We start from the raw sequence: 26,124 nt of genomic DNA, 5'->3' as shown, positions 1-26,124 counted from the left end.
CGGGGATAAAAATCGTTTGCGGTCTAATTTAGCGCCAGTTAGTCGATTTGATGCTTACAAAATGTGACCGCCCTTATACTTTGTCGCGAGCCAGTTAGTATAATGCGCACCCTTGATTGATAAGTTTGGGACACAACTTATTAACAAGTTGGAAGGTGCTACTACGAGGAAGATAACAATGAGTTTGATCATGGGTCTGGTAGGGATGGCGACGCTCATCCTTATCGCGGTGCTGTTCTCCAGCAACCGCAAGGCAATCAACATCCGTACCGTGGCAGGTGCGTTTGTTATTCAAGCCGGTCTGGGGGCATTCGTTCTGTATGTTCCGGTTGGCCGCGATATTCTGGTCGGCGTCTCCAGTGCCGTTTCCAGCGTCATTAGCTATGGCCAGGATGGTATTAATTTCCTGTTTGGTGGCCTGGTCAGCGATAAGATGTTTGAAGTATTTGGTGGTGGTGGCTTTGTATTTGCCTTCCGCGTTCTGCCAGTCATCATCTTCTTCTCTTCCCTGATTGCCGTTCTCTATTACCTCGGCATCATGCAACTTGTCATCAAGGTGCTGGGTGGCGGACTGCAAAAAGTGCTGGGTACGTCCCGTACTGAATCTCTGTCTGCGACTGCCAACATTTTCGTTGGTCAGACCGAGGCCCCGCTGGTGGTACGTCCCTTCATCGGCAAGATGACCGACTCCGAGCTGTTTGCCGTCATGTGTGGTGGCCTGGCCTCCGTAGCCGGTTCCGTACTGGCCGGTTACGCCGCCATGGGCGTCAAAATGGAATACCTGATTGCTGCCTCCTTCATGGCTGCCCCGGGTGGTCTGTTGTTCGCCAAGTTGATCGTGCCTGAGACCCAGAGCCCGAACTATGACGAGAACAGCGCCGATGGCGACCTGGATGACAAGCCAGCCAACGTGATCGATGCCGCCGCAGCCGGTGCTTCCTCCGGTATGCAACTGGCCCTGAACGTCGGCGCCATGCTGCTGGCCTTCATCGGCTTGATCGCCATGATCAACGGTATCTTCTCCGGGATCGGTGGCTGGTTCGGCTATCCTCAGCTCTCTCTGGAACTGCTGCTGGGCTGGTTGTTCTCCCCGCTGGCCTTCCTGATTGGTGTGCCTTGGAGCGAAGCGACCGTCGCCGGTTCCTTCATCGGTCAGAAGCTGGTGGTGAACGAGTTCGTGGCCTATCTGAACTTTGCTCCTTACCTGAAGGATGAAGTGCTGATCAATGGCGTGGCCATGTCCGACCACACCAAGGCGATCATCTCCTTCGCCCTGTGCGGTTTCGCGAACCTCTCCTCCGTGGCTATCTTGCTGGGTGGTCTGGGTTCCATGGCACCGAACCGTCGTGGTGACATTGCGCGCTTTGGTCTGAAAGCCGTGTTGGCAGGTTCCCTGTCCAACCTGATGTCTGCAACCATTGCAGGCTTCTTCCTGGCCCTGTCCGCGATCTAAGTACGGCTGACAAGCCTTAAGCCGAACGCCACAGCATATGCTGTGGCGTTCGCATTTGGGGAGCTGACAACCGTTTTCCTCCCTAAACTCATCACAAGAAGTGAGTCAAACCGGAGGTTCTATGAACGAAGTGTTACTGGCCATGGTTGCCGGCTTCATCGTCGGCCTGTTGTTTTCTTTCCTCAAATTGCCGATCCCGGCACCACCGGTATTATCCGGGGTGATGGGTATCGTAGGAGTCTACCTTGGTGGTGTCGCCTACTCTTGGGTGTTGACTCGCTTCTTCTCCTGAGAAGGAGAAAGTGATGGATTTGCCTGGTGTGAGATACCTCTGGAATTGGCAAATCCGGCTTGCAAACAGGGGGTATCTCGGCTGAAATAGGCATTGCCAGCAGGGTGCTGGCATTGACTAATGCCCGATGGGATCGGGTGTTGGCGGTCAAATGGAATTGATTGGGAATCAGGGTCTGATGTGCATGACCTTTCTCAAGTCTTCATGGAACCAAGTCCGCACTTTTGTAAGAAAGTGACAGGGCTCTTGCCTTATTTACAGTCTATTGCCCGTGCAGTCGCACTGTATTTCCATGCCCGCATGCTGGGTGGAACCTGTCGGCCAACTGCGTCTTCGCAGCTGACTCGTTTGCCTCATGGGGCCCAATCAAAGACTTTGGAGAATTTCATGACCGATCTGAAACTGGCTGCCCAACGCGCCTTGAACCTGATGGACCTGACCACCCTGAACGATGACGACACCGATCAGAAGGTTGTCGACCTGTGCCGCAAGGCCAAGTCTCCGGCCGGCCTCACCGCCGCCGTCTGTATCTATCCCCGCTTCATTCCCATCGCACGCAAGACCCTGCGTGAGATCGGCGCTGCCGATGTGCGCATCGCCACCGTGACCAACTTCCCCCATGGCAACGACGACATCGAGATCGCCGTGGCCGAGACCCGCGCTGCCGTCGCTTACGGTGCCGATGAGGTGGACGTGGTGTTCCCGTACCGCGCCTTCATGGCTGGCAATGAACAGGTCGGCTTCGAGCTGGTCAAAGCTTGTAAGGAAGCTTGTGGCGACCAGGCGCTGCTGAAAGTGATCATCGAGACCGGCGAGTTGAAAGAAGAAGCGCTGATCCGTCGCGCCTCCGAGATCTGCATCGATGCCGGTGCCGACTTCATCAAGACCTCCACCGGCAAGGTGCCGGTCAATGCGACCCCGGAAGCGGCCCGCATCATGATGGAAGTGATCAAGGCCAAGAACCCGAAAGTCGGCTTCAAGCCTGCTGGTGGCGTGAAAGATGCCGCCGTGGCCGGTCAGTACCTGGCCATGGCCGAAGAGATCCTGGGCAAGGATTGGGTCTCCCCGCGCACCTTCCGCTTCGGCGCCTCCAGCCTGCTGGGCAGCCTGCTGGCGACCCTGGGCCATGGCGACAAGCCTGCCAATACCAGCGGTTACTAAGTTGCACAGAGGGCGAGCGCGGCTCGCCCTGATATGCCCCTGCCCAGCCATGTGTGGGCAGGGATAACGGCTTATGTGACGCCTGCAATGGCGGAGGGAATGAAAGATGTTTTTGCCTCAAGAAATTATTCGCAAGAAGCGCAACGGTGAAGCGCTCACTACCCAGGAGATTCAATTCTTCGTCCAGGGCATTACCAGCAACAGCATCGGTGAAGGGCAGATCGCGGCCCTGGCCATGGCGGTCTACTTCAAAGACATGACCATGGATGAGCGGGTAGCACTGACCTGTGCCATGCGCGACTCCGGCATGGTGCTGAACTGGGAGAGCCTGAACCTGGGTGGCCCCATCGTCGACAAGCACTCCACCGGTGGGGTGGGTGATGTCGTCTCCCTGATGCTCGGCCCCATGGTCGCTGCCTGCGGTGGCTTCGTGCCGATGATCTCCGGCCGTGGCCTGGGCCACACCGGCGGTACCCTGGACAAGCTGGATGCCATCCCCGGCTACCAGACCTCGGTCGACAACGATCGCTTCCTGAAAGTGGTGAAAGAGGCGGGTGTGGCTATCATAGGCCAGACCGGCGATCTGGCCCCGGCTGACAAGCGCATCTATGCGGTGCGTGACATCACCGCCACCGTCGAATCCATCGCCATGATCACCGGCTCCATCCTCTCCAAGAAGCTCGCCTCCGGGCTCGAAGCCCTGGTGATGGACGTGAAAGTCGGTTCAGGCGCCTTCATGCCGACCTTCGAGGCCTCCGAAGAGCTGGCCAAGAGCATAGTGGCCGTGGCCAACGGTGCCGGTTGCCGTACCTCTGCGCTGCTGACCGACATGAACCAGGTGCTGGCCTCCAGTGCAGGCAACGCCGTGGAAGTGCGCGAGGCGGTGCGCTACCTGACCGGTGAGTACCGCAACCCGCGCATCCACGAAGTGACTATGGCGCTCTGTGCGGAGATGCTGATCTCCGCCAAGCTTGCGAGCGACGAGCAAGACGCCCGTGCCAAGCTGCAGGCGGTGCTGGACAACGGCAAGGCCGCCGAGATCTTCGGTCGCATGGTGACCGGCCTCGGTGGTCCGGCGGACTTAATGGAGCGTTACGACAGCTACCTGCCCAAGGCTGCCATCGTACGCCCTGTGTACGCAGACCATGCCGGTTTCGTGACCGCCATGGATACCCGTGAACTGGGCCTGGCCGTGGTCGCCATGGGCGGTGGTCGTCGCGCCGCCGGTGACAAGCTCGATTATGCGGTTGGTCTGACCGACTTTATCCGCCTGGGGCAGCGCATCGAGGCTGACAAGCCGCTTGCCCTGATCCACGCTCAAACAGAAGCTCAATTTGCCGAGGCTGCCCGCATGGTGCAGGCTGCCATCAAGATCGGCGACACCCAGCCAGAGGCACTGCCCGAGGTTTACCGTCGCATCGGTCTGGCCGATTTGTAACAGGGGGAACACCCATGAAACGTACCTTTATTCTGATGATGGACTCTTTCGGTATTGGTGCCGCCGCCGATGCCGACAAATTCGGAGATATCGGCGCCAACACCCTTGGCCATATCGCCAAGGCCTGCGCCGCCGGTGAGATAGAAGGCCGTGGCGCCCTCAACCTGCCGAATCTGAACAAGCTGGGTCTGGGCCATGCCGGTGAGCAAGCTTCCGGCTACTTCCCGGCGGGCTTGAAGAAGGATATCGAGGTGGTCGGTGCCTACGGCTTCGCTCAGGAGCTCTCCTCCGGCAAGGACACCCCGTCCGGCCACTGGGAGATCGCCGGCGTGCCCGTATTGTTCGAGTGGGGCTACTTCAAGGATCACCACAACAGCTTCCCCCAGGAGCTGCTGGACGCCATCGTCGAGAAGGCGGGCCTGTCCGGTTATCTGGGCAACTGCCACGCCTCCGGCACCCAGGTGCTGGACGATCTGGGTGAGGAGCACATGCGCAGCGGCAAGCCTATTCTCTACACCTCTGCCGACTCCGTGTTCCAGATCGCCTGTCACGAAGAGACCTATGGCCTCGAGAAGCTCTACGAGCTGTGCCACATAGTGCGCGAGCTGCTGGAGCCCTACAACATAGGCCGGGTCATCGCCCGTCCGTTCGTGGGCAGCGGCAAGGGCAACTTCAAGCGTACCGGCAACCGTCACGACTACTCGGTACTGCCGCCGGCGCCGACCGTGCTGGACTACATGAAAGAGGCGGGTGGCCAGGTGGTCTCCATCGGCAAGATAGCCGACATCTATGCCAACCAGGGCATCACCAAGCAAGTGAAAGGCACCGGTCTGGCCGAGCTGTGGGACAGAACCCTGGAAGAGGTGAACGCCGCCGGTGACAACACCATAGTCTTCACCAACTTCGTCGATTTCGACTCCTCCTACGGCCACCGCCGTGACGTCAAGGGCTACGCCGATGCGCTGGAGTATTTCGACGCCCGTCTGCCGGAGTTGTTCGAGATACTGCAAGATGGCGATGTGGTGGTGCTGACCGCCGACCATGGCTGCGACCCTACCTGGGGCGGTACCGATCACACCCGTGAATACATTCCGGTGCTGTTCTACGGCAAGCCGGTCAAGGCCGGTTCCGTCGGCCGTCGCGAGACCTTCGCCGACATCGGTCAGAGCATCGCGGCCTACCACGGTCTGCCCAAGCTGCAATACGGCACCAGCTTCTTGTGATGCCGCCCCTGGGCCGGGCCGTGGGGCTGATCCTGCATGGCCTGCCCAGGGTGCAGCAGGGTATCTGCTTCCTGTAATTTACGCGCCCGCCGCCTCGGTGGCGGGCAACCAATAAAGACAATAAAACTCAACCTAGTGTGAAGGAATCAAGAGAATGGCAACTCCTCATATCAATGCGAAAGATGGCGCCTTTGCTGACACAGTACTGATGCCAGGGGATCCCCTGCGCGCCAAGTACATCGCCGAAACCTTCCTGGAGAACGTCGAGCAGGTATGTGACGTGCGCAGCATGCTCGGCTTCACCGGCACCTACAAGGGCCGTCGCATCTCCGTCATGGGTCACGGCATGGGTATCCCGTCCTGCTCCATTTACGCCACCGAGCTCATCAAGGACTATGGCGTGAAGACCATTATCCGTGTCGGTTCCTGTGGCGCCGTGCGTGAAGACGTGAAACTGCGTGACGTGGTGATCGGCATGGGTGCTTGCACCGATTCCAAGGTCAACCGTCTGCGCTTCAAGGATCACGACTTTGCCGCCATCGCCGACTTCGACCTGGTAGCCAATGCCGTGCAAGCCGCCAAGAACAAGGGCGTACCGGTGCGCGTGGGTAACATCTTCTCCGCCGATCTGTTCTACACCCCGGATCCTTCCATGTTCGACGTCATGGAAAAATACGGCATCCTGGGTGTCGAGATGGAAGCCGCCGGTATCTACGGCGTGGCCGCAGAGTACGGTGCCAAGGCACTGACCATCTGTACCGTCTCCGATCACATCCGTACCGGTGAGCAAACTACCTCCGAAGAGCGTCAACTGACCTTCAACGACATGATCGAAATCGCGCTGGACTCCGTGCTGCTGGGCGACTGATCCCGCGGCTTCGGCTCCATGCAAAACGGCGACCTCAGGGTCGCCGTTTTTTTATGATATCGAGCCGCTGATCGACAACAGCAATGCCATGTCTGTTGGCCGATGACGAGACTGGCTGGCCTAAACGCCAGAGCGCAACGCGGGGCCAAAAGGCCCCGCATCATCTCCTGTGCTCTCAATCACGTCGCTCTGGGCCCATGCTATTTGCCAAGATCCGATAGTAGATAAAGCGCCCTAATCACCCTCTTGGCTCACCACCAGCGACCAGCTCTTATCGGGATCGAACAGCTGGATCGCCTCAGCGGCCGTTGCCGTGTCTGCCCCCAGATCCTTTTGATAAACCCGCCCCTCGTGATTCACCATGAAGCTCATCACCCCGCTGTTGGCATAGTCGGCCGGCCAGGCGATCAGGGCGACACCGTCTCTTAATTGCCCTTCGACAAAGTACTCTTTGCTGCCCCCATTGGCTGCGACTCCTTGGGCATACAAGATACGGTAGTAGTAGCCATGATAGGGAGTGCGTTGACCGACCACGGCCTTGTAGCCCTCTGCCGCGGCACTGACGACCTCCTCTCCGGCCGGGCTTGCTGGTTCACCCTCGGCCACAGGCCAATAGAGTCCATTTTGTTGCCCTGCATCACTGCGTAGTTTTGCCGCAAAGATCCCCGCTGTTTGGCCATCATGCCCCATGGTGGCGTACTCTATCTGCGCGTCGATAAAGCCACGGCACACCGCAATCGCCCCCAACTCATTCCGACCGATGCGGCGATAGGCGATCTCTTTGGCGCCTGCTGCGCCATCGAGATACCACTTGCCATCTGCGGCCACGAGGGGGATGGGCAGTGGCCATTCCGACTCCCCCACGACCAGGACCATTTTATCCTTACCTTCGGCCACCAGTTGGTGCTTGCTCTTGAAGCTCGCGACGAAGGCGGTGCGATCATTGGCATCGGCCACCTCATCCCCCGAGGTGATGGCCTCCTCACTATTTTCGCCGAGCAACAGCGTCAGTGCGGTGACATCGTTCCGATCCAGGGCCGTGATCAGGGCCTGTACCGCCTCATCCGGGGTGGCGAAGGTGCGCGGTGCCATGGCGCTTGCATTGCTGGCAACGGTCAGGGCCAGCAGGGCCAATCCCCATGAGGGGGCCCAACTCCATTTCAACAAAGGCTTCATTATCGCGTACTCCGTCTGGGTTGAGTGTTGCGCCCGGCATGCGCGCTACTAGCCACACTTTCGCGCCCACGTTGGCTGGCGGCGCGCTCGGTTCTGCCCGTATTATGCACCCCTTGGAAGGCACTCCTTGAGGTGGAGGCCGCAGGTGCTCTGCGTGTTGCAGTCTGCGCCGTGCTCTTGTGGTGAATGGCGCGTGGTTGGACATAGCCGCGATCACGGGCTCCTGCGGTCTGTGGCGTGATTTGCTGCCGCTTGACCTTGTCTCCTGCGTAGCTGCCCTGGCGCGGCGTGCGCTGGACCACATTCGCCTCCCTGCTCACCTGTCTAGCGTCGCGCGTCGCCTTGGTACTTTCGCTGTTGAGTTGGCGGTTGGCTCCCGCATAGGTGCCCTTGGGCGCGGTTACGCGCGCCTCCCTGTTCACCTCATTGACTACGCGGGGTGCGCCGGCGTATTCGCTTTTAGGTTGGCGATTGGCCCCCGCATAACTCCCCTTCGGTGTGGCATCCCGTGCCGCGTTATTCAGCGAGCGTGGCGTCAGGGTAGCCAGCTCAGCACGCTGGGGACGCGCCGCCGTGATGGGGCTGTCGGCTTGGCGCAGGTAGTTATTGGGGCCGCGCTCAAACTTGTTGAAGTAATCGTTCCCCTTGGTGTTGATATAAATATTGTTGTTAGAGCCCCGCTGATAGTTGACCGGACGGTTGTACCCGCTGGCGGGACGGAATCCATTGCCATAGTTGGGGTGATAACGATAGGGAGCGTAACCGTCGGGATAATCGGATCCCCACCGCGGGTAATAATAATCGCCCTCATCATCATCGTCGTCGTTGAAGACCTCGTTGACCAACATGCCCGCACCAAAGGCGAGCAAGCCCGTCACGACCATATCACCACGGTCGTATTCATCATCGTTGTCGTCCACCACTGTCGTGGTCGTTGTCGCAGGCACGGTCGTGGTGGTGGTTGCTGTGGTCACCGGTGCTGGTGCTGGCCCGGCAGCTGGCGCGCTATAGACGGCGGTTGGGTCGTATTGCGGGACGTAAACGACGTCAGGGTTGGCAGGTGCAATGGTGACGATCTGCTGATTGTTCTGTTCATCCTTGGCCACTTTCATCTGTTCTGAGTCTTTCAGGTTGCCCACCTCCAGCGCCTGTTGGCGCAGGCGCTGAACGGCTGCCAGCACGCCCGGCTCATCGGCCAGGAAGGCACTGCCCAGCTCTGTCGTCCACTCCATCTTCAAGCACATCATGTCCATGACGGTTGGGAAGTGCATCAGCGACATGGTGGGCGGCGTAAAGCCCAGCGGCGCAATGGCGGCGGTCAGCTCTTTCCCCTTGAGATCGGGGTGGGCGACCAGCCAGTTGCCGGCATCGAGCACCTCTTGCGGATTGGTGGCGCTGGCTAGCACCTGAGCCAATACCGCATCCGGGTAAAGCGCTACGGGGGCAAGCAGAGTCTCGAGCGCCTCCGGGGTATATTTCGATGCTGGCGTGTTAATAGGCTGAGGCTGAGGCTGAGGCTGCGCTTGCGGTGCGATCGCAGCGCTGGCTGCGCTGGCCACGCTGGGCTGGACATTTTGCGTGACAGCAGGCGACTCCTCCTTGCAGGCAGCCAATACCGTGCTGAGGGCGATCAGGGCCGCCAACGCGCTACGGCGAAATAGGGGTTGCTTCATTACCTTGTTTCCTTCTGCTGGAGTGGCTGATGCGCCTCTTGCCTGATGATTTCCACACATGTTGTATCTCAATGCATTCAATGCGGGCGTTTCATACCGAAAACATAAACCACGAATCGAGATCACACCCAACACCGGCTGGAAAGGCGTGAAAAATTCGTATGCTCCTGTCTCACTCTACGCCTGAACACCTTAACCTGACCAAAATCAGATGGACACGAGAAGTGAAGGGCGATGGGATACCGCCTTCGAGGGTGATCGAGATTCAATCAATGCACGTTGGGATGGAGATGATCTAGGCGCAGCACAGTTGGACACCGATGCGGCGCAAATGGCTGGACAGGCTGGTCAAGGCACTGCGGCATGAAGTGATGGTGGATCGTCACTTCGTCAACGAGCGCTTCAGCGACGACGACGAATCCAAGCGACTCGATCAGCTACTCGAACCGCCGGGGGTAATAACAAGCTCACGGGTTTCGCGAACGGCGCCTTATTCGATGCCGGGTGGCGGGGCGTTGTCGGCGGAGGCCTGGCTCTGCACCGATCTCTTCTTGTGCTTGCGGACCCGCATATAGTTGCGGCGCACCCCGTAGGAGATGAGCAATCCCGCCAGCAGCATCACCAGCAGCATCAGCCGCTGTTTCTCCTGATTGACCTTGAGCTGGTTGTCTTGCTTGGCCAGCATCTGCTGCTCTTCCAGGGTGATCCTCAGGTAGCCGAGGGTCTTGTCACCGTCGAGGATCTCCTCGACATAGGGCAAGCGCCCCTTGCCCTGCTTGGGTTGCGTCGCATTATCCGTGCCTATGGGGAGCAGGCTGTCGATAGGCAGGGCTTGGTCCGATTGGGCCAGTGGCACGCCACGAGCATCATAGAGGGTGACATCAAGGATCTCGGGGGATTGCGCCAGCTCCTCGGCGAGGCGCTCCAGTTCGTTCTCGTTGTCCTCCTTCAGCCAGCGGCGCATGTCGCGGCTGGCATAGTTGACCAGAGCCTGGGCCCGGGTGCGGGCCTCGTCATGCAGGGCAGCCTGGCTGGCACTTTGCATGTGGATCAGCAGTGCCAGGACCCAGGCGCCGAGGGCGATACCGGCGCCGAGACTCAGCAGACGTTTGACTGGCATATGACGCAAGGGGCTCTCCTGATTGCGGGTGCTGGCGGGATCTTGGCGCTTGCCTGTATAAAAAGCAATACGCTACTCTGGCCCGCACTGCTTATGTCCCCGACATCCAAGGAAGGTTTTTTGCTCATGTTGTTGTCCCACTTACCTCAAGCCCCCACCGATTGGGCAGCCCAGCTTGCCTCTTTTCCCCTGTGGGAACTGCGTCTCGATAGCCTGGTTGGCACTCGCCATCCCTTGACGGGGGGCTGGCTGGTACTGTTCGGCCATGATCTTGGCGCCCGCCACCTGCAGCAACTGGCGCCCCTGCTGGCCCTGGAGGGAGTGCCTGCCTGCCTCTATCCTGTGACCCGGATTGCCGGTGTGCCTTTGTTGCTGATCGGTACCGACAGCTTCTCCACCGCCCTGGCCGACGTCATCCGGCAGGAAGCCTGGACCATAGACATCTGTCATCTGGAAGCCTTGCCGACCTTGAGCGAACCGGGCCTGCTGGTGATGGACATGGACTCCACCGCCATACAGATGGAGTGCATCGACGAGATTGCCCGCCTGGCCGGGGTGGGGGAGCAGGTGGCTGCGGTGACCGCTGCCGCCATGCAGGGCAAGCTGGAGTTTGTCGACAGCCTGCGCAGCCGGGTGGCGCTGCTGGCTGGCGCCCCGGCCAGCATACTGGATGAGGTCGCCGTGAACATGCCCTGGATGCCGGGGCTCAAACTGATGGTCGATACCCTCAAGCAGGCGGGTTGGACCCTGGCCATCGCATCGGGCGGCTTTACCCGCTTCGCCGGCGAGTTGCAAGGGGCTCTGGGTCTGGACGCGATTTTCGCCAACGAGCTGGAGGTCGCGAATGGTCATCTGACCGGTCAGGTAGCCGGAGCCATTGTGGATGCGCAGGCCAAGGCCCGGGTGCTCAGCCAGCTCGCCACCGAACGCGGTATCGCCACGGCCCAGACGGTGGCGGTGGGGGATGGCGCCAACGATCTCAAGATGATGGCGGTCGCCGGACTCGGCATTGCCATCCACGCCAAGCCTCTGGTGCGTGCCCAGGCGAGCGCCAGCCTGGATCATCACGACCTGGAGGGGGTCATCTGCCTGCTGGGGGCTCGCGCCTGCGCCACGACACGCTGGGATGGCTGAGTCCACACCAGGGAGGATGTCATGATGGAACTGCTGCAAGACTCTCATTACGTCGCTTGCGGGGCGCACAGCCTGCACCTGCGCCAGATAGGCTCCACGCTGGTTAGCCAGGCCGAGCCTGTGCTCATGGTCCATGGGGCCATCGAGAATGGTCGCATCTTCTATACCGAATCGGGCAAGGGGCTGGCTTGCTTCCTGGCCCGGCACGGTTATCAGGTCTATGTGGCCGATTTGCGAGGCCGTGGCCAGAGTGAGCCCAGTATCGCCAAGGTGCAGGATCATGGTCAGCATGAACTGATCACCGAAGATCTGCCCACCCTGCAGGCCTGGATAGCGGCCCGTCACCCCGGTCACAAGGTGCACTGGGTGGCGCACTCCTGGGGTGGGGTCTTGATGGCCTCGACCCTGGTGCGGTTTCCCGACTTGGCCGCGGGGATAGCCAGCCTGCTGTTCTTTGGCAGCAAGCGCGGAGTCTCGGTGCAGAACCCCGAACGCTGGTTGAAGGTGGATCTTTTCTGGAACAGGCTTGCGCCCTGGCTGGCGCGCAGTCGTGGTTTTCTGGCTGCACGGCGCTTGAAGATAGGTGCCGACGATGAGCCGCTGCGCTACCTGGAGGAGACGATCCCCTGGGTCAAGTGTGGCCCCTGGCAGGATCCTTATGATGGCTTTGCCTATGATGAGGCCGCCGAGCGGGTCCCTTGGCCGCCGCTCTGGCTCATCTCGGCCAAGGCGGATCGGGTGCTGGGTCATCCCGAGGATGTGCATCGTTTCGGCGCTGAACTGGGCGTCCGAGCCCGGCCCCGTCATACTCGCCTTGGCCGGGACAGGGGAAATCGGCTCGATTACGACCACATCAACATGTTGACGGCGCCCCAGGCCATCGACGATCACTTCCCCGAGATCCTCCGCTGGCTGAGTCACCCGGCGGCCAGCTAAGTGGCGTACGTGAATTGACAGAAGATATCCCAAGGACCACCTGACAAGACGCGGATCAGCCAGCTGATCCGCGTCTTGTTATCTCATCATCGAAAGCGGGCCACCTGCCCCGGCTCCCTCACGGCTTGGCGGGTTCCAGCCCCAGGCGCAGCAGGGTTGCCTGGGTGGTATCGGTCAGCTCGCCGACTCCGACCACGCTCCACAGCTCGTCCTCCAGCCGCTTGGCTTTATGAATGGCGAACTTGGCGATGTAGTCCAGCTCGCTGGCGATGAAGTTGGTGTCCGGTCGGCCGGTGCGCGACAGCCCCATCTGCACCGAGTAGAACTCTCCCTTGAGCCTGGCATGGCGAATAAAGTCCCGCTTGGCCCCAATGTCGACCAGGGTGCTGGCCGCCACACTGTGGAACTGGGGGGCGCCATTGGCCAGCCGCTGCCAGCTGATATAGATCTCGACCTCCCTGGGCAAATCTTCCCGCGCCATGGCGCGCAGGGGATCCAGCATCAGCTGGCGCAGCAGATCGCCCTGGAGCAGGGGGTAGAGATTGCCCTGCTCGGGGGCCTCTGCGCAGGCTTGCAGCAGGCGAGCCAGGGAGCGGGGCCGAGGGGCCAGCGCCAGGGTCGCGGGTTTGATGCTGTTTTTGCCCTTGTTGATATAGATGGGGTTGCTGAACACGTGGTGGCTGTAAATGTTGCGCAGGGCCCGGGCCAGGCCACGATACCGACGCAGCCCCTGTGCGGTTTTCAGCTTGGTGCGGTTGCTCTCGATCAGCAGGCTGAAAAACTGGCGACCACTGTGGCGCTCGGGTTCCCCCTCGATGCAGAGGTGCAGCACAGTACGGCTCTGATTGAGGTTGACCAGGCGATAGCGCAGGGTCTGCAGATCCAGGTTCTTGGTGAGGGGTTGCAGCCTGGGCAGGGAGACAGTGACCAGATCACCCTTGCTGCCGGGGAAGGGGCTCTCCAGCTCGACTTGCATGCCGTGGGCCGAGATATCGCGGGTCCAGCCGACACAGGCTTGCTCGTCCAGGCGCAGGGCGACCGCAGTCTTGTGCAGGTAGCGAGCCTCGCGCCTGAGCTGGACATAGTGCAGGGTCTCCACCTCGAAGAGGGCCGGGTTTGGCTCGTGGCCGAAGCGCTGCAAGGCATTGGCATTGTGTTGATGTTGGGGTTGAGCCAGGTATTCATCCCGCACCGGTTCGCTCGGGATCTCCTGTAATAGCCCGACATAGCCGAGCCGCTCTAACCGGGTGCGCAGCAGCTTGTCCTGGCTCAGGGGGATCTCCTGGGTCGGCAGGCTACTGATGTCGGCCTCGGTCAGGGTGCAGGGGTCGAGGGAGAATTTGTAAACCCGGAAGCTGGGCCTCTTGGCCGCCACTTGAAAGAAGAGGTCACGCAGCCCGCTTTCGGCCAGCTCCTCGGCGGTGGCGGAGAAGAAATAGAGGTGGCTGCGCACCGCGTGGGTGAAGCTGTAGATCAGGGTCTCGCGGCACTCATCGCCACTGGGCAGCAGAGCGTTCAGACGACGGGGGGGAAACAGGCCCGCCAGGGTCCCTTGATTCTTCTCGTCGCGCCAATATTCGAGCAGGTGCAGGTTGTTCTCGCTCTTGAGCACCACCTCGAGCCGTGGCGCCTCACCGAGACTCTGTTTGCTGAAGAAGAGCGGCAAGCCGCTCATCCGTGGCAGGAAGAACTGCTCGTAGCCCTTGATGATGGCCGCCGACAGCAGGTGATCCACGCTGACTCTATAACGGCCCTTGTTGCTCTCAATGAAGCGAGCCAGGTACTCATCGAAGCGCGCATTATCCCCCTCGCGGATCAGCCGCAGCCAATATCTGTCATCACGGCTCTCCTGACCCAGGATGCGATAACCCACCCCTTTGGCGAGGCTGGGGTGGGGGGACTCCTTGTCCAGGCCATGGAAAAACACCTGGACCTTGTCCCCAGATTCGAAGCGCGGCAGATAAGGCACCGAGACCCGGATGCCGCCGATGGAGAGATCCGAGCTCTTGGCATTGACTCGCTCACCGCTGACCAACGCCAGTTCCAGGGGGGAGCTGAAGTGCATCCTGTCCTGGCTGCGTCCGACGTAGCTGGCGAAGGTGATGAGGTTGACATCGAGTTGGCGCAGCTGACCCGGCTGATGCTGGCTCGGGGGCAGGCTCCGGTTGTGGGCCCTGCGCTGCCACGCCTGCATCGCCTCATAGACCCCCAGGGTGTAGCGATCCCGGTAGAGATAGCAGTGGGACTGGAACTGGGCGATGGCCTCATCGGGCATGAAGTGGGTAACCCCGGCAAACTCGAATACCCGGCAGGCCTGCGGCCAGTCGGGGCGCATGTCGAGCACCCGGCGACTGTCGGCGCCGCGTCGGTTGAGTTCCATCTTCAGGAGAAAGCGGGTATTGCTGCTCTGTTCGGCGGTGAGACGCAAGAAGATCTCTTCAAAATCGGCTTCCCGCTGCAGGGTAATGAGTTGATCTATGAGCGGTTGTTGTTCGGCTAGGTCCATGTGTTCCTGCTACGGAAAGTCAATTTTCCGGTTCCGGGTTTGATCTGTCGGGCTGAACCGAGTATATCAAGCAGGCATTCATCCTGTCCCCGAGTTATCCATGGCCAAAAATAAAACAGCTTACGTCTGCTCCGAGTGTGGCGCCGCTTTCAGCCGCTGGCAGGGCCAGTGCGGCGAGTGCAAGGAGTGGAACACCATCACAGAGGTGCGTCTTGGCACCGCGACCCCGGGCGCAGGGGCTCGCTACGGCGGCTATGCCGGTGCCATCGGCAGCAAGGTACAGACCCTGGCCGAGATCGCCACCACCGAGATCCCCCGTTTCAGTACAGGTTTCAAGGAGCTGGATCGGGTGTTGGGGAGCGGCGTGGTGCCGGGATCGGCGGTATTGATCGGCGGCAGCCCCGGAGCGGGCAAGTCGACCCTGCTGCTGCAAGTCATGTGCGGGCTGGCCGAGCGGATGAAGACCCTCTATGTGACCGGGGAAGAGTCCCTGCAGCAGGTCGCGATGCGGGCCAGTCGCCTGGGGTTGCCCACCGACAAGCTGCGCATGTTGTCGGAGACCAGCGTCGAGCAGATCTGCCTCATCGCCCAGCAGGAGCAGCCCCAGTTGATGGTCATCGACTCCATCCAGGTGATGCATGTGGCGGACGTGCAATCCGCGCCCGGCTCGGTCTCCCAGGTGCGCGAATCCGCAGCCCTGCTGACCCGCTACGCCAAGCAGAATCACGTGGCCATCTTCATGGTGGGTCATGTCACCAAAGATGGCACCCTGGCGGGTCCCAAGGTGCTCGAACACTGCATCGACTGCTCCATCATGCTCGATGGTGGCCACGACTCGCGTTTTCGCACCCTGCGCTCCCACAAGAACCGCTTCGGTGCCGTCAATGAACTCGGGGTATTCGCCATGACGGGGCAGGGGATGAAGGAGGTAAGCAACCCTTCCGCCATCTTCCTGAGTCGGGGTGAGGAGCAGGCACCTGGCTCTATCGTCATGGTGATCTGGGAGGGCACAAGGCCGCTGCTGGTGGAGCTGCAGGCGCTGGTGGATTACTCCCAGCTCTCCAACCCGCGCCGGGTGGCCGTGGGCATGGATCACAACCGTCTCGCCATGCTGCTGGCGGTGTTGCACCGTCATGGCGGTTTGCAGATGGCGGATCAGGACGTCTTCATCAACGTGGTGGGCGGCGTCAAGGTCGAGGAGACCAGTGCGGATCTGGCCCTGCTACTGGCCATGGTGTCGAGTTTTCGCGATCAGGCTCTCCCCAAGGATCTGGTGGTGTTCGGCGAGGTGGGGCTCTCTGGGGAAATTCGTCCGGTACCCTCGGGTCAGGAGCGGCTGCAAGAGGCGGTCAAACACGGTTTTCGCCGCGCCATAGTGCCCTTTGCCAATGCCCCCAAGCACCCTATCGAGGGGATGGAAGTGGTGCCGGTCAAGAAGCTGGCGGATGCGCTGGAGGCGCTCTGAGCGAGAGTGGGGCGATGAAAAAAGGGCGCAGGCGCTCTTTTTTCAGCTGAATAGCGGGCGATTGATCCCAGCGGCGCGAGACGCCGGTCAGGGGTGGGGATGCGCGAGGTGCTCGGCCAGCAACTGCTCCAGCTCTCGATGGAGCAGGGCTTCGTCTCCCACATTGAGTTCGATCATGCGCTTGAGGTGGCTGGCGCTGTCGATGTCGATATGGTGGCAGTAAAAGCCGAGGCGATGGTCATCCTCATGACTCAGTTCGACTTCCATGGTCAGCATGATGTCACTGTCGGCCAAGGTAAAACTGAGTCGATAGTCTCGATCCTCGCCGGGATGCCAGACGCTGGGACGTTCCAGCAAGGCCCCCTGCAGGGAGACATCGACCAGTTGGGTCGTCCAGGTCTGTGAGCCCTGACTCAGGCTGGCCTGGGCCGCATAGAGTACGCGTGAGAAGCGGCGACGCTCTGTCATTATCAATTCCTGCCTTGTGGTATCCCGCGCCTGAGTGTAATCCACTCAACCTCTCTTGAATTTGCGCTGGCTCCGATATTGCGACTCAACCGGGTTGAGAGCTCAGGGTTTCGACCACCTGCAGGGCGGAGATCAACCTGTCTTCGTACTTGAACCTGTCTTCCAGTACCGGTCCCAGCTTGTTGAGATCCTCATCCAGACTCAGGAGCTGGGCTTCGTCGGCATCACTGTATTTGTCGTTGAACTCGAGGGCAAATTCGGTGCAGCTGCGAATATGAGGATAGATTCGTTTGGCTAGCTCCAGGCTGTCGCCACTGGCTTGCTCGAAGGCGTTGACCACATGGTGATAAATCTCGAAGTGGCCGGCACTGACATAGTCGACGAGCTGTTCGCAAAATTGCTGCAGTTCGGGACAACCGGGCAGGCAGCGCTGCTGTTTGCTGCGTGAAGGGCTGAGCCCGGCAAGACGGATATATTCAACCAGCAGGGCCTGCCTCGCCTCGAGCCAGTCATCGATCGCCTTGTGCTTTCCTGCCAGCGCGTCTTTGGTCTTTTCCAGTTCAGTTAACATAGTCCCTCCATGGGGCATTAGCTGGGAGCACTCTGGCTCCGGCCTCCTGAGTGACGACAGCAACGGCCATCAGGAAAGTAGATCTAAGCTCAACCTCAATGTAAGGATATTGTTACCTCATCCGGGGGGACTGTGACAAGCACCTTCCATGGTCTGCTCATCTTTGGTGCTGCTGTGGTCAGAATAAGCCGTACCCTGGCTGGATCTGTGACTTTTTTCGCACTTCTTGATGAAAAGCCCAGCATTTGAGTCCGCCGTCTGGATAAAGCCTTTGCCTGAGTCTTTTTTTTTGCATAGAGTGACCAAGTGCTAAATGCCCGATCATAAAGGAAATGTTATGAACAAAGCTCAACTTGTCGATGCAATTGCCGCCAAAGCGGATCTGAGCAAAGCTCAGGCTAAAGTGGCCCTGGAAGAGATCATCAACGGTATCACCCAGAGCCTGAAAGAAGGTGATGCAGTCCAGTTGGTAGGTTTTGGTACCTTCAAGGTGAACCATCGCGCTGGCCGTACCGGTCGCAACCCGCAAACCGGTAAAGAGATCCAGATTGCTGCCGCGAACGTGCCCTCCTTTGTGGCCGGCAAGGCGCTCAAAGACGCCGTCAAGTAATCTCCCAAAACCCGGCGCTCGCCGGGTTTTTTCTTCCCGCTGTCACCGCTTTTCGTTTCGGATACACTCAAGTTATACAGCTCGCTGTAGTGGAGGTAGACGATGGAACAGAAAAACGCCATTCGGCAGGTTGCCGTCCCCTGGGCTCCGTCCCGTCAACTTCCCCCGGGTCTTGTGGTTGCCGAACTGCATCAGGATATTTGGGGTGACTCCTTGACCGTGGTGCTGGGCCGCGCGCGCAGTATCGACTTGCCTCCTCTGATCCTGTGCCGCGTGCACTTTCGCCATATCCTGGCGGTGCGGGTGATGGAGGATTGCGATCTGGCGGAGGGGAAAGAGAGTCACAGCATCGAAGAGCAGATCCAGCTCATCACGCCGTCGCGCTTTGCCAGCTGGTTCCATCAGGAATCCGATGGCCTGCATCTGGATGATGACATTCAGCACTACCGTATCTCGACCTGGGACTACTGCGCCGATGTGCTCACCTCCCACTCTCCCGAGCTGCAGTTCGTCGATCCCGAGCCTTGATGGCAGGAACATGATAGAAAAAGGGGCATCAACTGATGCCCCTTTTGTTGCCCGTCATCTGTGGCCAGCGGGTCAGTCCACGTAGAAGGTCTGCTGGAACTTGAGCGTTTCCTGCCGACCGTCCGCCATGATATTGATGGTGAACTGGTAGGTGTCTTCATTGCGATAAGGCAGCACGGCCAGATAGTAGATGGCATCCCCCTCCTTCACTTGCTGGAAGCTGAGGGTGCGAAGGGTGCCAGTCAGGTTCTTGGCCTCACCGGTCAGGCCCGCCGCCAGCGCCTTGCCGTTCTTGTCCTGCACCGCAATGTTGAGGATGCCGTTGTAACGGCTGCGCTCCAAGCCATAAGCCTTGGCGACCTCAGGAGTGAGGAAGCTCGAGTTGAAGGCGTTGTAGTGAACCTGCCAGGGACCGAGTGCCTGCATCTGCTCCGCTCGCAGCGGCAGCGTCATCAGGAGGGCCAACAGGCAAACCCATGCTGTTTTCATCGTGTCATCCTTCTCATCGAATTAGCGTGGAGCCGCAGGGATCAGCGCGGCTATCTCGGTCGGGATCTGCCTGGGCGCGTCGATCGCCACCGTCTTGTGGCGACCCAGTTCGCCCCGCAGCAGCCGTATCTGCCCCTTGGCGACCCTGAACTGCTTGGCCAGAAACTTGATGAGATGGGCATTGGCCTGCCCATCGACCGGCGGTGCCGTAATGGCCACCTTCAGCTCCTCACCATGCAGGCCCACTATCTGATCCCGGCTCGCCTTGGGTTGAATGACCAGGTGCAGCACCAGTGCATCATTCTGCCAGGCGACGGCAGGCATCAGATCATCCACCACAGCTGACCAAACAGATCCCCCAACAGATAGTTTACGGCCTGCAAGCCGATAAAGGCGACCAGGACGGAGAGATCCAGACCGCCGAGGGCCGGCAAGATGCGGCGAATGGGGGCGAGGAAGGGTTCGGTGAGCTGATGCATCACGTATTCGATGGGGTTGCGACCCTGGCTGACCCAGCTCAGGATGGCGCGGATCAGCAGGATCCAGAAGATCATGGAGCCCGCTTTTTTCAGCACGGTCAGCAGGGCGAACAGGCCGAGGGTCAACCAGTCGGCGACCATGACGTTCATGGCCTTGAGCAGGGCCAGCTTGGCGAAGGCTATCAGCAGAGCCAACACCACCGAGGCGAGATCCAGGCTACCCAGGCTCGGGATGAGGCGACGCATGGGCACCACCAGCGGGTTGGTCAGCTTGACCACCATCTGGCTCATGGGGTTGTAGAAATCGGCCCGCGCCCACTGCAACCAGACGCGCAGCAGTACCACCATGAGGTAGAGATCGAAGACGGTGTTAATCAAAAAATAAGCAGTGTTCATCTGGACTCCTGATTTAGAAGAGGGTTTCCATCTCGGCGGCGCGGGTCACGGCAGCCTGCATGGCGTTGGCGGTGAGCGGCAGCAAGCCTTGCTCCTGGAAAGTGCGAATGGCCTCGGCCGTGGTGCCGCCCTTGCTGGTCACCTGTTCACGCAGGCTTTGCAGCGACAGCTGAGGATTTTGCTCTACCATGGCGGCGGCGCCAAGGGCAGTCTGCTGCACCAGCAAACGAGCCTGCTCCGGACTAAAGCCCATGACCTCGGCCTGTTCGGCAATGGCCTGCATAAACAGGAAGAAGTAGGCAGGGGCACTGCCAGCGGCGGCGATGACGCCATTGATGCCGGACTCTTGCTCGACCCAGAGGGTCTTGCCGACCGATTGCATCAACTGCTCGGCAAAGTGGCGATCCTCGGAGGCTATGGCGGCAGGGGCATAGAGGCCTGTCATGCCCAAGCCCAGCAGGGAGGGGGTGTTGGGCATGGTGCGGATGATGCGGTGATGACCGCCAGCCATCTCGCAGAGGCGATCGACCTTGATGCCGGCGGCAATGGAGATGAGCAGCTTGCCCTCCAATGAGCCCAATTCACTGACCAGATTCGCCAGCATGGCAGCCATCAGCTGCGGCTTGACCGCCAGTACGATGACGTCGCTCATTCTGGCGACCTCGGCGTTATCCTGGCTGACACCGATGCCAAATTGCTGGACCAGCGCATCGAGTTTGGGACGGCTGGGGTTGGCGGCCAGGATCCTGTCTGCCGGATAACCCGATTGATGAAGGCCGGCTATGATGCTGCGGCTCATGTTACCCGCCCCGATGAAGGCGATGGTTCTGTGTTGCATCAAGCTCTCCTGCTGATGATGTCTGTGGGCCTGACGCAGCAATGAGCCCCATTTTTCAGGTGACCAGGCGTCAGGCTCTCCGGTGAATGATGTTCCAGGGCGCCTGTCAGGGGTAGTCGCGGGCACCGAAGATGGCGGTGCCGACCCGGACCATGGTGCTGCCGTGCAAGATGGCGAGCTCCAGATCTTCTGTCATGCCCATCGAGAGGGTATCGACCGTGGGATATTGTTGCGCAAGCCGGGTGAACAGAGCCTGCATGCGCAGCATCTGTTGTGCCAAGACGGCGTGATCCTGAGTGTGCTGCGGTATGGCCATCAGACCGCGCAACACCAGGCGTTCGGATTGATTGACCAACTGGGCCAGCCGGAAAATCTCTTGTTCCGAAGTACCGGATTTGCTGCTCTCTCCGCTAATATTGATTTGCAGACAGATATTTAGCGGCGCAAGCTGCGCCGGTCTCTGCCGAGAAAGCCGCTCGATCAGCTTGTCTCGATCGACGCTTTGCACCCAATCGAATCGCTCTGCCACCTGCTTGGACTTGTTCGACTGCAAGGGGCCGATAAAGTGCCATTCTATATCGGCATAGCCCGCCTGGTCGCGCAGTGAGTCTATCTTGCTGCAAGCTTCCTGGGCATAGGATTCACCGAAACAGCGCTGTCCGGCACCATAGGCATCCTGGATGGCCGCGAGGGGTTTGGTCTTGCTGACCGCGAGCAGGCGGATCTGGTCAGGGTGCCGTCCGGCCGCGTCGGCGGCCAGCTGAATGCGTTTCCTGACCTGAATAAGCTGTTGGAAAATCTGGCTCATATTTCGTTAACGATCTTGTGATGGGAGAATGACAAGTCTATGGATATCACAGAGTTATTGGCCTTTAGTGTAAAACATAATGCCTCGGACCTACACCTCTCGGCCGGTGTGCCACCGATGATCAGGGTTGATGGCGAGGTGCGCAAGATCAATTTGCCAGCCCTGGATCAGCGGGAAGTGCACGCCCTTATCTATGACATCATGAACGACCATCAGCGCAAGGAACTGGAAGAGCATTTTGAGGTCGATTTCTCGTTTGAGGTGCCCAACATGGCACGCTTCCGGGTCAACGCCTTCCAGCAATCCCGCGGCGCTGGCGCAGTGTTCCGCACCATCCCCAGCACGGTGTTGAGTCTGGAAGAGCTCGATGCCCCCGATATTTTTCAGAAGATTGCCGAATATCCACGGGGTCTGGTGCTGGTGACCGGGCCAACCGGCTCGGGCAAGTCCACCACCCTGGCGGCCATGGTCAATTACATCAACGAGAACTTCCATCACCATATCCTCACCATCGAGGATCCCATCGAATTCGTGCACGAAAACAAGCGCTGCCTGGTCAACCAGCGTGAGGTGCACAGGGACACCAAGAGTTTTTCCAATGCCCTGCGCTCAGCGCTGCGGGAGGATCCGGACATCATACTGGTGGGGGAGATGCGCGATCTGGAAACCATACGCCTCGCCATGACGGCGGCCGAGACCGGTCATCTGGTGTTCGGCACCCTGCACACCTCCTCGGCGGCCAAAACCATAGACCGCATCATCGATGTCTTCCCCGGTGCGGAGAAAGACATGGTGCGATCCATGCTGTCCGAGTCACTGCGAGCCGTTATCTCCCAGACGCTGCTCAAGCGCATTGGGGGCGGACGGGTCGCTGCCCACGAAATCATGCTGGGGATACCGGCGGTGCGTAACCTTATCCGTGAAGACAAGGTGGCCCAGCTCTACTCCGTTATCCAGACAGGGATGGTGCACGGCATGCAGACCATGGATCAGAGCCTCAAGCAGCTGGTGGGACGCGGGACAGTGGCCTCCCTGGATGCCAAGGCCAAGGCGGTGGATCCCAATTCTATCTAGGAGCGCTTATGAAACTCGAGATGTTGTTGGTACAGCTGGTCGAGCGACAAGGCTCGGATTTGTTCATCACAGTGGGCAGTCGCCCCATGGTCAAGGTAGACGGTCACCTGCACCCCCTCGAAGATAGGGTGTTCGATGAGGAGCAGGTGCTTGCCTTGATCCGGGAGACCCTGAGCCCGGAGCATCTCGCGCATTTCATGGCGACCCAGGAGGCAAACTACGCCATTCACCGACCTGAGCTGGGGCGATTTCGGGTCAGCGCCTTCTGGCAGCAGGCCCTGCCGGGCATGGTGCTGCGCCGTATCGAGACCCGGATCCCGACGTTTGAGGAGCTGGGCTTGCCCGATATCCTGAAAGAGATCGGCATGGCCAAGCGGGGGCTGGTGTTGTTTGTCGGGGCGACGGGAACCGGGAAAACCACTACCCAGGCGGCCATGATTGGTTATCGCAACCAGCACAGCGATGGGCATATCCTGACGGTGGAGGATCCGGTGGAATTCGTGCACCAGCATGGCCGCAGCCTCATCACCCAGCGGGAGGTGGGTATTGATACGGCCTCTTTCGATGCCGCCCTCAAGAGTTCCTTGCGTCAGGCACCGGACGTCATCCTCATCGGCGAGATCCGCAGTCAGGAGACCATGGAGTTCGCACTGCAATTTGCCGAGACGGGTCACCTCTGCCTCGCGACCCTGCATGCCAACAATGCCAATCAGGCCATAGATCGCATCCTGCATCTGGTGCCGCCCGAGAAGCATCGTCAACTGCTGTTCGATCTCTCCTTCAACCTGAGAGGCATCATTGCCCAACAGCTGTTGCCTGCCCTCGATGGCCAGCGGCGCTGCCCTGTGTTCGAGGTGATGCTCAATACTCCCATCATCACCGACATCATCCGCAAGGGAGAAGTGCATCGCCTCAAGGAGGTGATGACCAAATCGACCGAGCTGGGCATGCAGACCTTCGATCAGGGACTCTTCCAGCTATTCATGGCAGGCCGCATCGGCCTCGCGGAGGCGTTGGCCCACGCGGATTCCGCCAATGACTTGCGCCTGCAGATCAAGTTATCGGGCAAGGATCCTCTGGATTCTGGTACGCTGGAGGGCGTAACCGTAGATGATTAGGGGCCTGGGGCCCCTCCCTTGAGATAGGATCGTTATGCTGATTGTGGTTTCCCCGGCCAAGACGCTGGATTTCGAGTCGCCGCTGGCGACCTCCCGCTTCACCCAACCCGAATTGCTGGATCACTCCGCCCATCTGATCGAGCGGGCCCGGCAGTTGAGCCCGGCTCAGATAGCCAGCCTGATGAAGATCAGCGACAAGCTCTCCGGCCTCAATGCCGCTCGTTTTGCCGAGTGGCAGCCGGATTTCACGCCGGCCAATGCCCGCCAGGCGATTCTGGCGTTCAAGGGGGATGTCTATACCGGGCTGGCCGCGGAGGATTTCGAGGAAGGGGATTTCACGTTCGCGCAGGCGCATTTGCGCATGCTGTCCGGCCTGTACGGCGTGCTGCGTCCTCTGGATCTGATGATGGCGTACCGCCTCGAGATGGGGATACGGCTCGACAACGAGCGCGGCAAAGATCTCTACCAGTTTTGGGGCGACATCATTACCAGGCAGCTCAATGGTGCGCTGGCGGCGCAGGGGGATGGGGTGCTCATCAACTTGGCGTCTGATGAGTATTTCAAGTCGGTGCGTCCCAAGGTGCTCAGCGGCCAGATAGTGACTCCCGTCTTCAAGGATGAGAAGAATGGCCAGTTCAAGATCATCAGTTTCTATGCCAAGAAGGCACGGGGCATGATGGCCCGCTACATCATCAAGCACCGCCTGACCCGGGTCGAACAGCTGACCGGTTTTGATAGCAATGGTTACCGCTTCGTGGCGGAGGAGTCGGACGAACGCACCCTGATGTTTAAACGTTCGGGAAATTAATTGAATTAAGGGGGAACCAATCACCAGACCCCGGGTCTGAATATGTGAATCCTCTGTTGTAAGCACTTTTTATTGGCCGACGTTTATGCGTCGGCTTTTTTCTGCCTGTTCGCCACCCATTGCAGCATGTTCCTGACACTGCACCCGGCAAGACCCGGTTCCTCGGGGCACAGAAAAACAAACGGCCATCCGAAGATGGCCGTTGTGAGCGGGCGCCTGGTTACTTCTTTTTCTTCTTCGCCGACTTCTTCTTGGCATCCTTGGGTTTTTTCTTCTTCACCGGCACCCGGGCTTCTTTGTGCTTGGGGCGCAGTTCGTCGATCACCCGGCGCTTGAGGCGCTCCTCGGTGTAGCGTTCAATCTTGGCGACGATGGCCATGTCATGGGCTTCCACCAGGCTGATGGCGCAACCACGGTTGCCGGCGCGACCGGTACGGCCGATGCGGTGGACATAGACGTCGGTGCCGTAGGGCATGTCGTAGTTGATGACATGGCTGACGTTGGGCAAGTCGATGCCGCGGGCGGCGACGTCGGTGGCGATGAGGAAGGGGACTTCCCCCGCGTGGAACTTGCGGATCGACTCGATGCGCTTGCTCTGCTCCATCTCACCACGGATCCAGGCACAGGAGATGCCAGCCGCCTGCAACTGGCCGGAGAGTTCGGCCAGGCGCTCACGGGTGCGCACGAAGACGATGGCCTTCTGGGTTTCGGGATCTTTCAGAATGTGGATCAGCAGCGCCAGCTTGTGGTTGGCGTCATCGGCCAGATGCACCCACTGGGTGATGGGACGGCGCTCGCTGCGCGGCGGCTCGGCATGCAGCTCGACCGGATCCTTGAGGATCTCGTTGGCAAACTTGGTGAGACCGGCCCCTTCCAGGGTGGCGGAGAAGAGCATGCTGTGTTTGCGATAGCGGGCCTCTTCGACGATGCGGTTCACATCCTTGATGAAGCCCATGTCCAGCATGCGATCCGCTTCATCGAGCACCAGTATCTCGATGTCGTGCCCCTCGAACTCTTCCCGCTCAATATATTCGAGCAGGCGTCCCGGGGTGGCGACCACGATGTCGGTGGTCTTGGTCAGGGCAGGCAGCTGCTCATCATGACTGACGCCACCGATAATGGTCTCGACACTGATGTGAGTGTGCACGGCCAGGGCCTTGGCATGAGCGGTGATCTGCAAGGCCAGCTCGCGGGTCGGGGTCAGGATAAGCATGCGGCAGGGGCCCGGCTTGCGGCGCGGGAAGTCGAGCAGATGCTGCAGGGCAGGCAACAGGAAGGCGGCCGTTTTGCCGGTGCCAGTCGGTGCCGAGGCCAGGATGTCACGACCCTCCAGTGCGGGTTCCAGCACCATCTGCTGAATGGTGGTTGGGCGGGTAAACCCCATCTCGGCCAGGGCCCGGTTGAGGGCGGGATTCAGGTCGAAATCATCAAAGGATTGGCTCATGGCAATGCTCGGTCATTAAGGAAACGGCAGATTATAGGCGATTATGTC

The 26,124-nt window shown here is 59.8% G+C and carries 26 protein-coding genes; 14 read left to right on the top strand and 12 right to left on the bottom strand.

The window, feature by feature from the left end:
• Positions 1-178: 178 nt before the first annotated feature.
• The 6 genes from M2366_RS11360 (at position 179) to deoD (ending at position 6,435) form a co-directional block, all read left to right on the top strand.
• Complete coding sequence (locus M2366_RS11360) at positions 179-1,453, top strand: NupC/NupG family nucleoside CNT transporter (RefSeq protein ID WP_042041624.1); 1,275 nt, start codon at positions 179-181, stop codon at positions 1,451-1,453.
• A gap of 121 nt (positions 1,454-1,574) precedes the next feature.
• A complete protein-coding gene (locus M2366_RS11355) occupies positions 1,575-1,745 on the top strand; it encodes a XapX domain-containing protein (RefSeq protein WP_042041623.1) in 171 nt (56 codons plus the stop codon).
• A 387-nt stretch (positions 1,746-2,132) separates the two neighbouring features.
• Positions 2,133-2,906 carry a deoxyribose-phosphate aldolase gene (gene deoC / locus M2366_RS11350; protein WP_259269770.1) on the top strand — a complete coding sequence of 258 codons (774 nt, stop codon included), beginning with the start codon at positions 2,133-2,135 and terminating at the stop codon, positions 2,904-2,906.
• A 106-nt stretch (positions 2,907-3,012) separates the two neighbouring features.
• The gene (gene deoA, locus M2366_RS11345) at positions 3,013-4,344 is read left to right on the top strand and encodes a thymidine phosphorylase (RefSeq protein WP_259269769.1); all 1,332 of its coding nucleotides are present in this window, start codon (positions 3,013-3,015) and stop codon (positions 4,342-4,344) included.
• Between the two features lie 14 nt (positions 4,345-4,358).
• Positions 4,359-5,567, top strand: a complete 1,209-nt coding sequence (locus M2366_RS11340) for a phosphopentomutase (protein ID WP_259269768.1) — start codon at positions 4,359-4,361, stop codon at positions 5,565-5,567.
• Positions 5,568-5,721: 154 nt separating this feature from the next.
• Positions 5,722-6,435, top strand: a complete 714-nt coding sequence (gene deoD, locus M2366_RS11335; RefSeq protein ID WP_042041615.1) for a purine-nucleoside phosphorylase — start codon at positions 5,722-5,724, stop codon at positions 6,433-6,435.
• Between the two features lie 234 nt (positions 6,436-6,669).
• On the opposite strand, the gene M2366_RS11330 is transcribed toward deoD, so the two are convergent.
• The 3 genes from M2366_RS11330 to M2366_RS11320 form a co-directional block, all read right to left on the bottom strand.
• Positions 6,670-7,599, bottom strand: a complete 930-nt coding sequence (locus M2366_RS11330) for a DUF2950 domain-containing protein (RefSeq protein WP_259269767.1) — start codon at positions 7,597-7,599, stop codon at positions 6,670-6,672.
• An 11-nt stretch (positions 7,600-7,610) separates the two neighbouring features.
• Positions 7,611-9,284, bottom strand: coding sequence for a DUF3300 domain-containing protein (locus M2366_RS11325; protein WP_259269766.1), 1,674 nt, complete (start codon positions 9,282-9,284; stop codon positions 7,611-7,613).
• 490 nt (positions 9,285-9,774) lie between these two features.
• The gene (locus tag M2366_RS11320) at positions 9,775-10,413 is read right to left on the bottom strand and encodes a YtjB family periplasmic protein (RefSeq protein ID WP_259237908.1); all 639 of its coding nucleotides are present in this window, start codon (positions 10,411-10,413) and stop codon (positions 9,775-9,777) included.
• 117 nt (positions 10,414-10,530) lie between these two features.
• Between M2366_RS11320 and serB the strand changes: the two genes are divergently transcribed.
• Together serB and M2366_RS11310 are read left to right on the top strand one after the other, a co-directional pair.
• Positions 10,531-11,538: a phosphoserine phosphatase SerB gene (gene serB / locus M2366_RS11315; protein ID WP_259269765.1), complete on the top strand. Its 1,008-nt coding sequence runs from the start codon at positions 10,531-10,533 to the stop codon at positions 11,536-11,538.
• A 24-nt stretch (positions 11,539-11,562) separates the two neighbouring features.
• Positions 11,563-12,474 carry an alpha/beta hydrolase gene (locus tag M2366_RS11310; RefSeq protein ID WP_259237967.1) on the top strand — a complete coding sequence of 304 codons (912 nt, stop codon included), beginning with the start codon at positions 11,563-11,565 and terminating at the stop codon, positions 12,472-12,474.
• Positions 12,475-12,592: 118 nt separating this feature from the next.
• Here M2366_RS11310 and M2366_RS11305 read toward each other — a convergent pair whose 3' ends face one another.
• Positions 12,593-14,980 carry a PilZ domain-containing protein gene (locus tag M2366_RS11305; protein WP_224432029.1) on the bottom strand — a complete coding sequence of 796 codons (2,388 nt, stop codon included), beginning with the start codon at positions 14,978-14,980 and terminating at the stop codon, positions 12,593-12,595.
• Positions 14,981-15,080: 100 nt separating this feature from the next.
• Between M2366_RS11305 and radA the strand changes: the two genes are divergently transcribed.
• A complete protein-coding gene (gene radA, locus M2366_RS11300; protein WP_042041609.1) occupies positions 15,081-16,445 on the top strand; it encodes a DNA repair protein RadA in 1,365 nt (454 codons plus the stop codon).
• An 87-nt stretch (positions 16,446-16,532) separates the two neighbouring features.
• Here radA and M2366_RS11295 read toward each other — a convergent pair whose 3' ends face one another.
• Both M2366_RS11295 and rsd read right to left on the bottom strand, forming a co-directional pair.
• Complete coding sequence (locus M2366_RS11295) at positions 16,533-16,913, bottom strand: PilZ domain-containing protein (protein WP_224432030.1); 381 nt, start codon at positions 16,911-16,913, stop codon at positions 16,533-16,535.
• Positions 16,914-16,998: 85 nt separating this feature from the next.
• Entirely contained in the window at positions 16,999-17,484 is a 486-nt protein-coding gene (gene rsd, locus M2366_RS11290; protein ID WP_259269764.1) for a sigma D regulator, read from the bottom strand.
• 337 nt (positions 17,485-17,821) lie between these two features.
• Between rsd and hupA the strand changes: the two genes are divergently transcribed.
• Entirely contained in the window at positions 17,822-18,094 is a 273-nt protein-coding gene (gene hupA / locus M2366_RS11285) for a nucleoid-associated protein HU-alpha (protein ID WP_005305063.1), read from the top strand.
• Between the two features lie 102 nt (positions 18,095-18,196).
• Positions 18,197-18,622, top strand: a complete 426-nt coding sequence (locus tag M2366_RS11280) for a hypothetical protein (protein WP_042041606.1) — start codon at positions 18,197-18,199, stop codon at positions 18,620-18,622.
• 72 nt (positions 18,623-18,694) lie between these two features.
• Here M2366_RS11280 and M2366_RS11275 read toward each other — a convergent pair whose 3' ends face one another.
• The 5 genes from M2366_RS11275 to M2366_RS11255 form a co-directional block, all read right to left on the bottom strand.
• A complete protein-coding gene (locus tag M2366_RS11275) occupies positions 18,695-19,111 on the bottom strand; it encodes a DUF4426 domain-containing protein (protein WP_042041605.1) in 417 nt (138 codons plus the stop codon).
• 21 nt (positions 19,112-19,132) lie between these two features.
• A complete protein-coding gene (yggU, locus tag M2366_RS11270) occupies positions 19,133-19,435 on the bottom strand; it encodes a DUF167 family protein YggU (RefSeq protein WP_259269763.1) in 303 nt (100 codons plus the stop codon).
• On the bottom strand, positions 19,435-19,986 hold the full coding sequence (locus M2366_RS11265; protein ID WP_042041603.1) for a YggT family protein: 552 nt from the start codon (positions 19,984-19,986) through the stop codon (positions 19,435-19,437). The genes yggU and M2366_RS11265 overlap by 1 nt, the downstream gene beginning before the upstream one ends.
• Positions 19,987-19,999: 13 nt before the next feature.
• Complete coding sequence (gene proC, locus M2366_RS11260; RefSeq protein WP_259269762.1) at positions 20,000-20,824, bottom strand: pyrroline-5-carboxylate reductase; 825 nt, start codon at positions 20,822-20,824, stop codon at positions 20,000-20,002.
• 106 nt (positions 20,825-20,930) lie between these two features.
• Entirely contained in the window at positions 20,931-21,632 is a 702-nt protein-coding gene (locus M2366_RS11255; protein ID WP_224432033.1) for a YggS family pyridoxal phosphate-dependent enzyme, read from the bottom strand.
• Positions 21,633-21,671: 39 nt separating this feature from the next.
• On the opposite strand from M2366_RS11255, the gene tapT reads away from it, so the two are divergent.
• From tapT to yaaA, 3 genes are read left to right on the top strand one after another with little or no spacing between them, the layout of a single operon-like run.
• The gene (tapT, locus tag M2366_RS11250; RefSeq protein WP_224432034.1) at positions 21,672-22,706 is read left to right on the top strand and encodes a type IVa pilus ATPase TapT; all 1,035 of its coding nucleotides are present in this window, start codon (positions 21,672-21,674) and stop codon (positions 22,704-22,706) included.
• An 8-nt stretch (positions 22,707-22,714) separates the two neighbouring features.
• A complete protein-coding gene (locus M2366_RS11245; RefSeq protein ID WP_259237923.1) occupies positions 22,715-23,824 on the top strand; it encodes a PilT/PilU family type 4a pilus ATPase in 1,110 nt (369 codons plus the stop codon).
• 34 nt (positions 23,825-23,858) lie between these two features.
• Complete coding sequence (yaaA, locus tag M2366_RS11240; protein WP_259269761.1) at positions 23,859-24,632, top strand: peroxide stress protein YaaA; 774 nt, start codon at positions 23,859-23,861, stop codon at positions 24,630-24,632.
• Between the two features lie 220 nt (positions 24,633-24,852).
• Here yaaA and srmB read toward each other — a convergent pair whose 3' ends face one another.
• A complete protein-coding gene (srmB, locus tag M2366_RS11235; protein ID WP_259237926.1) occupies positions 24,853-26,076 on the bottom strand; it encodes an ATP-dependent RNA helicase SrmB in 1,224 nt (407 codons plus the stop codon).
• Positions 26,077-26,124 lie beyond the last annotated feature (48 nt).

It is taken from the genome of Aeromonas sp. BIGb0405 (genome assembly GCF_024807335.1).
In the GTDB taxonomy this organism is placed as follows: domain Bacteria; phylum Pseudomonadota; class Gammaproteobacteria; order Enterobacterales; family Aeromonadaceae; genus Aeromonas; species Aeromonas rivuli.
The sequence above is the reverse complement of the archived record's forward strand: the minus strand, read 5'-3'. Positions and strand labels throughout refer to the sequence as shown.